9 protein-coding genes are annotated in these 11,613 nt (G+C 63.2%); 2 read left to right on the top strand and 7 right to left on the bottom strand.

Going from position 1 to position 11,613, the window contains the following annotated elements; all coding sequences use genetic code 11:
• The first annotated feature begins 304 nt into the window (after positions 1 to 304).
• Positions 305 to 1,147 carry a glutamate racemase gene (gene murI / locus RZS28_RS17755; protein WP_407339051.1) on the top strand — a complete coding sequence of 281 codons (843 nt, stop codon included), beginning with the start codon at positions 305 to 307 and terminating at the stop codon, positions 1,145 to 1,147.
• A 16-nt stretch (positions 1,148 to 1,163) separates the two neighbouring features.
• Here murI and xseA read toward each other — a convergent pair whose 3' ends face one another.
• On the bottom strand, positions 1,164 to 2,738 hold the full coding sequence (gene xseA / locus RZS28_RS17750; RefSeq protein ID WP_407339050.1) for an exodeoxyribonuclease VII large subunit: 1,575 nt from the start codon (positions 2,736 to 2,738) through the stop codon (positions 1,164 to 1,166).
• Between the two features lie 264 nt (positions 2,739 to 3,002).
• On the opposite strand from xseA, the gene RZS28_RS17745 reads away from it, so the two are divergent.
• On the top strand, positions 3,003 to 4,829 hold the full coding sequence (locus RZS28_RS17745; RefSeq protein WP_407339049.1) for a cation:proton antiporter: 1,827 nt from the start codon (positions 3,003 to 3,005) through the stop codon (positions 4,827 to 4,829).
• A gap of 16 nt (positions 4,830 to 4,845) precedes the next feature.
• Here the strand turns inward: RZS28_RS17745 and RZS28_RS17740 are convergent, their stop codons facing one another.
• From RZS28_RS17740 to fdhF, 6 genes are all read right to left on the bottom strand, one after another.
• The gene (locus RZS28_RS17740) at positions 4,846 to 6,120 is read right to left on the bottom strand and encodes a DUF3422 family protein (protein WP_407339048.1); all 1,275 of its coding nucleotides are present in this window, start codon (positions 6,118 to 6,120) and stop codon (positions 4,846 to 4,848) included.
• A gap of 355 nt (positions 6,121 to 6,475) precedes the next feature.
• On the bottom strand, positions 6,476 to 6,871 hold the full coding sequence (gene tnpA / locus RZS28_RS17735; protein ID WP_407339047.1) for an IS66-like element accessory protein TnpA: 396 nt from the start codon (positions 6,869 to 6,871) through the stop codon (positions 6,476 to 6,478).
• Positions 6,872 to 7,113: 242 nt separating this feature from the next.
• Positions 7,114 to 7,488: a hypothetical protein gene (locus tag RZS28_RS17730; RefSeq protein ID WP_407339046.1), complete on the bottom strand. Its 375-nt coding sequence runs from the start codon at positions 7,486 to 7,488 to the stop codon at positions 7,114 to 7,116.
• A gap of 172 nt (positions 7,489 to 7,660) precedes the next feature.
• Positions 7,661 to 7,927: a formate dehydrogenase subunit delta gene (locus RZS28_RS17725; protein WP_407339045.1), complete on the bottom strand. Its 267-nt coding sequence runs from the start codon at positions 7,925 to 7,927 to the stop codon at positions 7,661 to 7,663.
• Entirely contained in the window at positions 7,917 to 8,762 is an 846-nt protein-coding gene (gene fdhD / locus RZS28_RS17720; protein ID WP_407339044.1) for a formate dehydrogenase accessory sulfurtransferase FdhD, read from the bottom strand. Before fdhD ends, RZS28_RS17725 begins: the two co-directional genes overlap by 11 nt.
• Positions 8,759 to 11,605 (bottom strand): formate dehydrogenase subunit alpha, encoded by a 2,847-nt coding sequence (gene fdhF, locus RZS28_RS17715; protein WP_407339043.1) that lies wholly within the window; start codon positions 11,603 to 11,605, stop codon positions 8,759 to 8,761. Before fdhF ends, fdhD begins: the two co-directional genes overlap by 4 nt.
• Between the last annotated feature and the right edge of the window lie 8 nt (positions 11,606 to 11,613).

The raw sequence follows: 11,613 nt of genomic DNA, 5'->3' as shown, positions 1-11,613 counted from the left end.
GCCGTATAATGCGGCGGATGCTTGATCGTCGCTCTGGCTTAGGGCTCATCTCGCGCGACAAGATCCAATCCCAAACGCGCAGAATCGCTTTTGAACTCAAATTTGGGGAAAATCGGCTAAACCCTCTCAGGTAGATTGATTTTCAGAGAGGGATCGCGCCCCGCTTCAGCCTGAACGCCGATCCGCCTTGAGGCGTCCGATTGGCAATTATTTTAACAAAATTGTTCCTTAACTATGCGTGCGTTCCAGTTCCGCTAGGCTTGTCGATGCAGGGGCGGGGCGAACGGCTCATCCGGTCTCTTCAATGTCGCACGCGCCAAAAATTCTTGTTTTCGATTCCGGCCTGGGCGGCTTGACCGTTTTTGCCGAAGTGGCGCGCGTGCGGCCGGACGCGCATTTGATCTACGCCGCCGATGATGCGGGCTTTCCCTATGGCGACCTGGGAGAAAAGGTCTTGGTCGCGCGGGTCTTGTCCGTCCTGCAGCGCTTGATCGCGCGCGTCGCGCCGGACGCCGTCGTCATCGCCTGCAATACGGCTTCAACCTTGGTGCTGCCGCACCTGCGCGCGCAATTCCCGCAGCTCCCATTCGTCGGCACGGTTCCTGCGATCAAACCGGCGGCGAGCCAGTCGCGATCCCAGCTCATCTCCGTGCTCGCGACCCCGGGCACTGTCGCGCGCGACTATACGCGCGATCTCGTGCGCGCCTATGCGGCGCATTGCATGGTGACGCTCGTCGGTTCGAGCGCGCTCGCGGGCCTCGCCGAAGCTTTCGTGCAGGGGGAAAGCGTTTCTGATGCGGCGATCCTGCGTGAGATTGCGCCAGCCTTTGTCGCGAATGGCGAAGGCAGAACGGATTGCATCGTGCTGGCCTGCACGCATTATCCTCTGCTGATCGAGCAACTCGAACGGCTGGCGCCCTGGCCTGTGCAATGGATCGATCCGGCGCCGGCGATCGCGCGCCGGACGGATCATGTTCTGTGCGAGGACCTCGGCTTCCTGCCGCCAAAAACAAAATCACGCCACGTCGCGCCGCATCATGCTCTCTTCACTGGCGCCTCGGCTCCTGCGCCTAAGCTTTCAGAGGCCTTGCGCCTGCGCGGGATCGGGAAGATCGAATTGGAGCCCATGCCTTTGGTCTTCGCCTAAGCGCTGGCCTGAAGCCCTAAAAAAGCGAGCCCTGTTCGCGCTTGCGCGGCGCCTTGCCCGCTCCGCGCTTCGCGGCTCCCGGGCCTTTTGGCGGACCGGCGACCGCCGCCTTGTGGCCATCCGCGAATTCGATGTCGATCAGCGCGCCATCGGCGATCTCAGCGGCGAGGCGCATGGGCGTCTGATTTACGTCGCGCACAAGGGCGAAGCCGCGCGCGAGAACCTGGCGATAGCCGAGGCTGCCGAGCAATTGCTCCAGGGTCTTGATCTGGGTTTTGCGCGCGGCTATGCGCGCCTTGAAGCAATGAGCCAAGCGTCCGGCCAGCGCCTCCAGACGATGGCGCGTGGCCGTTATTCGTTCTTGCTCGTGCCGCGCCCGGACCGTTCGCGCCGTTTCAAGCCTCGCTGCTGCATGCAAGAGCTTTTGCGTTCGCCGATCATGGCCGGTTTCGAGCGCACGCCGCAGCCTTTGCCGGAGCCCCGCGAGGCGCTCCGCCGCGCGCGCCATTCTTGTTTGCGGCGATTGTTGCGCCAGGCGGTGCGACAGGCGCGCGAGCCCGATGCGCTGGCGATCATGGCCCTTGGACAAGGCGCCATCGAGACGGCTTGCCGCATTGTCGAGGCGCTGGCGGGGCAGGGCGACGATCGCCTCGCCTTGCGGAAGGGCGCGCAGCAAGGCGCGCAATTCATTGCGGCGGCGCTCGCTCAGCCGGAACATCGCGCCGGCATGGCGGCGGCCGAGATCGGCCAGCGATGAGGCGAGCTGGCGCGCACGGGAACCGCCTTTTCCGCCGCGGCGGTCGGCGTCGGCGCGCAAATCGGCGGCGTAATCGATCAAGGTCCAGTCCGTCTCATGCCCGATCGCGGCGATGATCGGCGCGAGGCTCCGCGCGGCGGCGCGCACGACGATTTCCTCGTTGAAGCTCCAGAGATCCTCGAGCGAGCCGCCGCCGCGCGCGACAATGATCAGGTCCGGCCGCCGCAAGCGACCCGTCTCCGGCAGAGCGTTGAAGCCGTCGATAGCGGCGGCGACCTCCGCGGCCGAGGTCTCGCCTTGAACCCGCACAGGCCAAACCAGAACATGGCGCGGAAAGCGATCGGCGATCCGGTGCAGGATGTCGCGGATGACGGCGCCCGTCGGCGAGGTCACGACGCCGATCACGCTCGGCAGAAAGGGGAGAAGCTGCTTGCGGGCCTCGTCGAACAGCCCCTCGGCGGCAAGCTTCCGGCGGCGCTCCTCAAAGAGCGCCATGAGCGCGCCGATTCCGGCCGGCTCGAGCGCCTCGATGACGATTTGATAGGCTGACTTCCCCGGAAAGGTCGTGATCTTCCCGGTCGCGATGACCTCCAGCCCCTCTTGGGGCTTGGTCCTTAGTCTCGCGAAAACACCTTTCCAGATCACCGCGTCAATGCGGGCGGATTGATCCTTCAAGGAGAAATAGGCGTGGCCTGAGGAGTGCGGCCCACGATAATTCGAAATTTCGCCGCGCACGCGGACGAAGCCGAAACGATCCTCGATCGTCCGTTTCAGAGCGGCGGAGAGTTCGCTGACGGAAAGTTCCGGCGCGTTAGTTGCGGCTGGATCGGGCATCGGGCGAGGATGCAGGATTTCTCCGGCCGGGAAAAGTCTATCGGCGGGGAAGATCCACTTTTGGCGGTCGCGCCAAAGCTCGCGTGACCCGCTGGACTGGCCTGTCGATTGCGTTGATGTTCTTGTCTAGCCTTGAAACGGTCGATGAGTTTAGGCGCGCCAAATTGATTTTGCCGACCGGTCGCCTCTTGAATTCGACATATGAGGCGCATCGTCCGCGGCCTGATTTATGTTCTTTGAGTCGAAGCGATCGAAAGGAGCCCGATGGCCAGCTTTGAGCCGGAGCAATATAAGGAAACGCTGATCTTCCTAACGACCGCCGGCGTCGTGGTGCCGCTTTTTCGCCGGCTGCGAATAAGTCCCATTCTCGGATTCCTCGGCGCAGGGGTCCTGCTCGGACCCTATGGCCTCGGCGCGGTCTCGCAAAAGTTCAGCTGGCTCTCGCCTTTCACGCTCGAGGATGTCGAGCAAATCACTCCAGTGGCGGAATTCGGCGTCGTCTTTCTCCTGTTCATGATCGGACTCGAACTGTCGTGGGAGCGCCTGGTTCTCATGCGGCGATTTGTCTTCGGCTTCGGCAGTTTGCAGGTCGTCGGCTCGGCCGCGGCGCTGGGCGCGGCGGCGCTGCTTTTCGGCGAGGAGCCGATCTCCGCGGCGGTGCTTGGTTTCGCTCTGGCTCTGTCTTCGACGGCGATCGTCATCCCTGTTCTCGCCGAGGCCAAGCGCCTTGCGACGACGGCGGGTCGGACAGTCTTCGCGGTTCTCCTGTTTCAAGATCTGATGGTGGCGCCGCTCCTGTTCATGGTCTCCATGCTGGGGATTCGCGAGCTTAACCTTAGCGCCGCCATATTCTCGACCCTGGTCCCGGCGCTCGCGGGATTAAGCATCGTGGTGGTCGGGGGCCGTCTCGTCCTGCGGCCTTTGTTTCATCATGTCGCCGCCGCCGGCTCGACTGAATTCTTTGTCGCCGCCTGCCTTCTCGTCGTCATCGGCACCGCGGTGCTTACCGCGATGTCCGGACTCTCCATGGGCCTCGGCGCCTTCGTCGCCGGCGTTCTCCTGGCCGAAACGGAGTACAGGCGCGAGATCGAGGTGACGATCGAGCCTTTCAAGGGCTTGCTGCTTGGCCTTTTCTTCGTGTCGGTCGGCGCCAGCCTCGATCTTTCGCAAGTGTTGGCTGCGCCGCTCTGGACATTCGGCCTGGCGCTCGGCCTCATCATCGTCAAATTTTGCGTCGCGTGGATGGTCGCGCGTATCTTACGCCTCTCCCCGCCGGTTTCGACTGAGACGGCGCTCATGCTCTCGCCCGGCGGCGAATTCGCTTTCATCATCATCGCCGCCGCGGTCGCCTCGAAGGCCGTCCCGGCGACGGTCGGCGCCGATGTGACGGTCGCGGTGACGCTCTCAATGTTCCTCGTGCCGGCTCTTGGGCTCCTCGCGCAGCGGTTGTCGCGGCCCCATGTCGCTGCCGAGCCCCTAGAACCCTTGGTCTCGCCGGAGCAGATCAAGGCGCATGACGCGATCATTGTCGGTTATGGGCGGGTCGGACGGCTCGTCGGCGAGATGCTTCATGCCCATTCCATTCGCTATATGGCCGTCGACAACGACGCCGGCTTGGTGAAGCGATTTCGAGGCGACGGAATCGACATTTATTGGGGCAACGCCGCGCGCGCCGAATTCCTCGCCCGCTGCGGCCTCGGCGCATCCAAGGCGCTCATCATCACAATGGACAGGCCAAGCGATGCGGAGCGTATCGTGCGCCTTGCGCGCGCCGAATATCCGCACCTGACGATCGTCGCCCGCGCCCGCGACGCGCATCACGCGACGCTCCTCTATAAGCTCGGCGTGACGGATGCCGTCCCCGAAACGATCGAGGCCAGCCTGCAATTATCTGAGGCGGTCCTCGTCGAGATGGGCATCCCGATGGGACTCGTCATCGCATCGATTCACGAGAAACGCGACGAATTCAGGAAAATCCTGCAACCTGTGGCGATCCGCGCCGAGGCGCGGCACGCCGTAAAACTGTCTCTTCGTTTGAAGGAAATGAGCAAGCGCAAGCCGAAGCCTTTGGCGGACGACGAGGTCCCCTAGTTTTGGCCGACTTAGGTCAAGGCTCCGCGAGACGCTTGCCAATGCGGTGGAAGAACCAAAGGACGAGAACGACGATGACCGGAACGGCGACAGCCGTCGCGACGACCGGGTCGACTGTCTCTACCTCTCGATGCAATCCTTCAAAAATGAGATGGAAGATGGAAAGCAGGTAATAGGTGATGGCGGCAATCGACACCCATTTCACCGCCTGCTGTAGTTTCAGCTGCAATTGCACGCGTTCATTCATGTTGCGCAAGAGATCCCGGTTCTGACTCTCGAGCTCGATGTCGACGCGGGTGCGCAAGAGCTGCGCCGCGCGGGAGAGCTTGCGTGAGAGTTGGTCCTGACGGGCCTCTGTCGCCGCGCAGGTGCGGATCGCCGGCGTCAGCCGGCGCGTGAGAAAGGCGGCGAGGGTCGGGAGATTGGGCTCCGACCGTTCGCCGATCGACTCAAGGCGCAAGCTCATGAGCTCATGATAGGCCCGCGTTGCGCCGAATCGGTAAAGGCTCTGCGCGGCACCCTCTTCGAGCTCGGCTGCGAGCGCCGTCAAGCGATCGAGCAGGATCCGGCTGGCTTCGAGCCCCTTGGCCTCGCGCATCAGCTGCACGAGACGCGGCAATTCGTTCTCGATGCGGCGAATCTCGGGGCCGAGATCCAGCGCCTTCGGGAGCCCGAGCAGCGCCAGCGTGCGATAGGTCTCGACCTCGAGGAGACGCTGAACGAGCGAGCCGGCGTCGACCGGAGTCAGTTTTCGGTCAAGGACGAGCAGCCGCACAAATCCCGATGCGTCGGGACGAAAATCGGTGGCGACGAGCGCGGCGCCGCCCAGAACCTCGGAGGCCGCGAGCTGGCTCGGCTCGAAGAGATGACGCCAGCTGTCCCCGACGAGCGCCGCGGGGAGAAGATGCAGATCGACAGACACAAGCAAGGGCCCCGGCTGCGGGAGATGCAACATGATGCTCGACAGCTCATCCGCGCCGGGCCGGAACGGGAGAGGCTTGGTCTTGGCGAAACGCGAATTGTCAATCGCTTGCGGAAATTCCCAAGTGTAGGTCGTAAACTCGGCATGAAGCTCAAAGCGCAAGACGGCGTCAGGGAGTTCGACGCGGTGCTGTTTAGCGTCGGGAGGAGGCGGCGGGCAGCCGCGCTCGAGGCAAAAATCGGCCAGCGCCGCGCGCGCTTTCGCCGCTTCGTCATGATCCGTCATAAAGGCGAAATGCAAAATGCGCTTCGACCCCTCGATGGGCACGAAGGGCCGCGCGTGAACCTCGGCCAGGACGCGGTCCCGCATGGGATGTTCCGCAAACCCTCGGGTTTCGGGCCTTTGTTCCTCCAACAAACTGTTCATTTTTGACCGCCGCCTCTCGCCCATTCCGTCGCCTCCGATCAGGCGGGAACCGCCAAATCGGCCAAGCCGGAAGCTGCTTCAAATTGATAAAAGTCGCCGGGCTCCGTCCGGCTAGACTTGGAAGCGAGCCTAGCCCGACGCGCTCTTCATCCAGCGGAGAGCCGAAGCAAGAGAACGGACCGATTCGACATGAGCCCGGAGCGATCTATCGCATTTTGCGGCGAACCGCCAACCGGTCGGCGCAAAAGGACGCGGCGCTGCTGTCGCGCGCCGCGTGACGAATCATATGCCCGTATGATTAAGCGGCCGCCTTCAAGGCTTGCAACACCGCCTGTAAGGTCGCCGCATCGAATCCCTGCGGCACGCGCACGATCATGGCCCCGATAGCGATCTCGATCGGCGCAGCCTCCGCAGCGGGATGCTCGCCATTGGCGCTCACGGATTGGATTTCCAGCCCGAGCGGCTGCGTTTGGCGTTTGCCGATGTTCGGGACCTCGCCGCGAAGCCGCGCATTTTTGCGCCAGGCGAAAAGCTGCGCCGCCATCAGGCCATGCCGGCGCGCCACCGAGCAAACCGAGTCGCCGCTCTCAAAGCTCTCTGCGACGATTCGGGCTTTTTCTTCCGCCGTGAAATTTCGGCGTTTAGCTACGCCAGTGAAGACGCTCAGCCGGCGCGTCGGCTCTGGCGTCGTCATGAAGTCCGCATTTCTTATGTGCAACATTTGAAGGCCTATTAAACTGGCCGGAGCCGCAAAGGGCTTTCGTCGGCCGCGCGAATGGGGAATGGCTTCCGGCGCGCTCCAATTCTCGGGACCGCTTTACGCTTGGCGCCGCCTCGATGAGGACGGGTTTCGCCAAGCTCAAGGAGGGCTTTCGCCCAACGGCCAAGCTCGGGCCGATTAGCTAAGCCTCTGGAGCGGTCGAGAAATTGGCGCGATCAGATGCTTTCCGGAGGTCCGCGCGCGGCGAAATAGAAGCGCTGCGGCGCCCTTGTGGGGATTCCGGGCATTGGCGCCCAGACGACCGCCAAGGCCATGCGCTGCGGAAAAGCGGCAAGGCCGGACGCCGTCGCGAGATAGGCGCAGCCGGAGGCGGCGCAAGCCAGAATGCAGCACAGGCAGTGTTGATGATCTTGCTCGCCGCCGGGCGCTTCAGGATTCGATCCATCCGGCGCGCAAATCGCGTTGCCGAAGCGATCAAAGGCCGCGGCATGCGCCGCTGCGCCGAGCAAGGCTTGCAGCAGAAGCGCGTAAAGCGCGACCACGCTGATCGCGACGCGTTTCGTCGCCGAGCCTTGGCGCAAGCTAGTCATAAAAATATCCTAACACGCCCGGCTGCCATTGCAATGGATCGGGACCTTGGTTCGGACGCCCATTGTCAAGCGGAGAGGCGGCGTGTTGACGCAGCGCAGGAGGACCAAAGTGGAGCCGTAGGCGAAGCGACCGGCTGTTCCTCGGATCGACCCGCCGCGGCAGGCGTCGAATTCAATGGGCGCTTTGGCCGATCGCAGAACCCGCTGAAGCAGCAGTTTTCAAAGGAGCAATGTTTGCAAGCCTTTGCACGGCTTCCTTGACGAGCGGGTCGAGCCCTTCCCCACCATGCTCCAGATGCAACAGGATCTTTTTGCGCATGCTTGGATCCCAGAACTTGGCGAGATGATCGGCTATGCCGGCGACAGCCTGTTCATGCCGTTGCGGGGCGAAGAATTTGCCGATCTGGTTGGCCATATAGATGAGCTTGTCAGGCGACATGATGAGCGGCTCGATCGATGATGCGTTCTAAATGGGTGAAGACTTCGAAATCATGCTGGCGTGCGACCGCTATAAGCGTGATCCCGCAGGCCTCGGCAAGCCGAACTCCGGCTGCTGTCGGGGCCGATATGGCGACGACGACCGGAGCCCCGAGCCGCGCCGCCTTCTGGATCAGTTCGACTGAAACCCGGCTCGTCAGGACGACGAGACCCTGCGCGGCGGAAACCCCGCCGACTGTAAGCGCGCCGGCCAGCTTATCGAGCGCATTGTGCCGGCCAACATCTTCGCGCAAGGCGACAAGGCCCTTCGAGGGCGCCCAAAATCCCGCGGCGTGAACCGCATGGGTTTCGCGGTGAAGCCGCTGACCGGCGGCAAGCGACTCCATCGCCTCAATGATTGAAGCTTTGTCGAAGCGGCGGGCTCCGGCGACGACAGGCGCGGGGCGCATCGCCTCTTCGAGGCTTTCGATGCCGCAAAGGCCGCAGCCCGTCGGACCGGCCATGCTGCGGCGGCGCGCCGAATAGGCTTTCGCGCGGTCCTCCCGCAGCCAAAGCCTCGCTTCGACGCCAAGCGTCATGGCGACGACATCAAGGCTCAAGATGTCCGACGGCGCCTCGATCAGGCCCTCCGTCAGAGCGAATCCTATGGCGAAATCCTCCAGATCGGCAGGCGTCGCCATCATCACGGCATGGGTCGAGCCATTCACTGTGAAGGCGATCGCGGTTTCCTCCGGCACAGTGCGGAAGGACGCAAGGGCCCCGTCCCCGCGCTGCGCCAGGCAGGGAACGCGGACCGCAGCCGGCGGTGGAGCGTCGCTGAGGAGGTCTTCGCTCATTCCGCCGCTTCAACCGTATGGATGATGCGACGGCTTTGTTCGGCCTGTTCGCGATATTGCTCTTGCCAATCGGTGGGGCCGTTGGAGCGCGAGATCTGGACCGCGGTCACCTTGAATTCGGGGCAATTCGTCGCCCAGTCGGAGAAATCAGTCGTCACGACATTGGCCTGGGTCGTCGGATGGTGGAAGGTCGTGTAGACGACGCCCGGAGCGACCCGGTCGGTGACAAGGGCGCGCAGGGTGGTTTCGCCAGCGCGGCTATGGAGCTTCACCCAATCGCCGTCGCGGACGCCGCGCTGCTCGGCGTCATGGGGATGGATTTCGAGCATGTCCTCCGGGTGCCAGGCGACGTTCTCCGTGCGGCGCGTCTGCGCCCCGACATTGTAATGGCTGAGAATACGGCCGGTCGTGAGCAGCAGCGGGAAGCGCGGCCCGGTCCTTTCGTCGGTCGGCACATATTCGGTAATCACGAACTTGCCTTTGCCAGCGGCGAAGCCGCCGATATGCATGACCGGCGTGCCATCCGGATGCGCCTCATTGCAAGGCCATTGAACCGAACCGACCTCGTCGAGGTGGGCGTAGGACACGCCGGCGAAGCTCGGCGTCGTGCGGGCGATCTCGTCCATGATCTCGCTCGGATGGGCGTAATTCATGGAAAAGCCCAGAGCCTTGGAAAGCGCCAAGGTGATTTCCCAGTCCCCGAAGCCGTTTTTCGGGCTCATCACCTTCCGCACGCGCTGAATGCGACGCTCGGCGTTGGTGAAGGTTCCGTCCTTTTCCAGGAAGCTCGAGCCGGGAAGGAAAACATGCGCGTAATTCGCGGTTTCATTGAGGAAAAGGTCCTGGACGACGACGCATTCCATCGCGGCGAGGCCGGCGGCGACATGGTGCGTATCGGGATCGGATTGAAGAATATCCTCACCCTGGATGTATATGCCCTTGAACGTTCCTTCGACTGCCGAGTCGAGCATGTTGGGGATGCGCAGGCCCGGCTCATTGTCGAGCGCGACGCCCCAGAGGCTTTCGTAGATCGCGCGCGCGGCGTCGTCCGAAACATGCCGATAGCCCGCGAATTCATGCGGGAACGATCCCATGTCGCAGGCGCCCTGCACATTGTTCTGGCCGCGCAGCGGGTTGACGCCGACGCCGGGACGGCCGAGGTTTCCGGTCGCAAGCGCGAGATTGGCGATCGCGAGCACGGTGGTCGAGCCCTGGCTATGCTCGGTGACGCCTAGCCCATAAAAGATCGCGGCGTTGCCGCCGGTGGCGTAAAGCCGGGCCGCCGCCCGGATCAACTCGGCTGGAACGCCGGAGAGTTTTGCGACCTCTTCTGGACTATTGTGCGGCTCTGAAACGAAGGCGGCCCAGTCCTGAAACTCCTCCATGTCGCAGCGCTCGCGCACGAAGGCCTCGTTGACGAGCCCTTCGGTGACGATGACATGGGCGAGCGCGGTGAGCACGGCCACATTGGTGCCCGGCTGCAACGGCAGATGATAGTCCGCCTTCACATGCGGGGTCTGGACAAGGTCGATCCGGCGTGGATCGACGACGATGAGCTTGGCGCCTTGGCGCAGCCTTTTCTTCATGCGCGAGCCGACAACCGGATGGCCGTCGGTCGGGTTGACGCCGATCAGAAGAAACACATCGGTCTCTTCGAGGGAGTCGAAATCCTGCGTGCCGGCCGAGGTCCCGAAGGCGGTCTTCAGCCCATAGCCCGTCGGCGAATGGCAGACCCGCGCGCAAGTATCGACATTATTATTGCCGAAGCCGCCGCGAATGAGCTTCTGGACGAGATAGGTCTCCTCATTGGTGCAGCGCGACGAGGTGATGCCGCCGACGGAGCGCTTGCCATAGGTCGCCTGAATGCGCTTGAACTCGGAGGCCGCGTGATCGATCGCCTCTTCCCAGGAGACTTCGCGCCAGGGATCGCTCACCTTGGCGCGGATCATGGGGTTCAGGATTCGATCCCTGTGGGTCGCATAGCCCCAGGCGAAGCGGCCCTTGACGCAGGAATGGCCGCGGTTCGCCTTGCCGTCCTTGTATGGAACCATGCGGACGAGCTCCTCGCCCCGCATTTCCGCCTTGAAGGTGCAGCCGACGCCGCAATAGGCGCAAGTCGTGACGGCGGAATGTTCGGGCTGGCCGATGGCGATCAGTGATTTCTCGGCCAAAGTGGCGGTCGGGCAGGCCTGGACGCAGGCGCCGCAGGACACGCATTCCGATTCGAAGAAAGGCTCATCCTGGCCCGGCGCAACGCGGCTCTTGAAGCCCCGCCCGTCGATCGTCAGAGCGAAGGTTCCCTGCACTTCCTCGCAGGCGCGCACGCAGCGGTTGCAGACGATACATTTTGTTGGGTCGTAGGTGAAATAGGGGTTCGACTCGTCTTTCGTCTCGTCGAAATGATTGGCGCCCTCATAGCCATAGCGCACCTGCCGGAGTCCTACGGCGCCAGCTTGGGTCTGCAATTCGCAATCGCCATTGGCGGCGCAGGTGAGGCAATCGAGCGGATGATCGGAGATGTAAAGCTCCATCACCCCTTTGCGCAGGGCTTTCAGGCGTTCGGTCTGCGTCTTTACGATCATGCCGGGCGCGATGGGCGTGGTGCAGGAGGCCGGGGTTCCATTGCGGCCCTCGATCTCGACCAGGCAAAGCCGGCAGGAGCCGAAGGATTCGAGCATGTCGGTCGCGCAGAGCTTGGGGATCTCCGTCCCGATCTCCATCGCGGCGCGCATGATGGATGTGCCCTCCGGCGCCCGCACCTCGACGCCGTCGATGGTCAGCGTGACCATCTTGTCCGACTTCGACGCTGGCGTTCCGTAATCGATCTCGGTGACAAGAGCCATGGCCGTCT

Origin of the sequence: Methylocapsa polymorpha, assembly GCF_045689225.1 — a bacterium.
GTDB lineage: Bacteria > Pseudomonadota > Alphaproteobacteria > Rhizobiales > Beijerinckiaceae > Methylocapsa > Methylocapsa polymorpha.
This window is presented reverse-complemented; position numbering and strand designations above follow the sequence as displayed.

Excerpts from the sequence above, each read along its gene's own strand:
- murI (WP_407339051.1), top strand. The coding sequence starts at position 305 with ATGTCGCACGCGCCAAAAATTCTTGTTTTCGATTCCGGCCTGGGCGGC.
- xseA (WP_407339050.1), bottom strand. The coding sequence starts at position 2,738 with ATGCCCGATCCAGCCGCAACTAACGCGCCGGAACTTTCCGTCAGCGAA.
- RZS28_RS17745 (WP_407339049.1), top strand. The coding sequence starts at position 3,003 with ATGGCCAGCTTTGAGCCGGAGCAATATAAGGAAACGCTGATCTTCCTA.
- RZS28_RS17740 (WP_407339048.1), bottom strand. The coding sequence starts at position 6,120 with ATGCGGGACCGCGTCCTGGCCGAGGTTCACGCGCGGCCCTTCGTGCCC.
- tnpA (WP_407339047.1), bottom strand. The coding sequence starts at position 6,871 with ATGACGACGCCAGAGCCGACGCGCCGGCTGAGCGTCTTCACTGGCGTA.
- RZS28_RS17730 (WP_407339046.1), bottom strand. The coding sequence starts at position 7,488 with ATGACTAGCTTGCGCCAAGGCTCGGCGACGAAACGCGTCGCGATCAGC.
- RZS28_RS17725 (WP_407339045.1), bottom strand. The coding sequence starts at position 7,927 with ATGTCGCCTGACAAGCTCATCTATATGGCCAACCAGATCGGCAAATTC.
- fdhD (WP_407339044.1), bottom strand. The coding sequence starts at position 8,762 with ATGAGCGAAGACCTCCTCAGCGACGCTCCACCGCCGGCTGCGGTCCGC.
- fdhF (WP_407339043.1), bottom strand. The coding sequence starts at position 11,605 with ATGGCTCTTGTCACCGAGATCGATTACGGAACGCCAGCGTCGAAGTCG.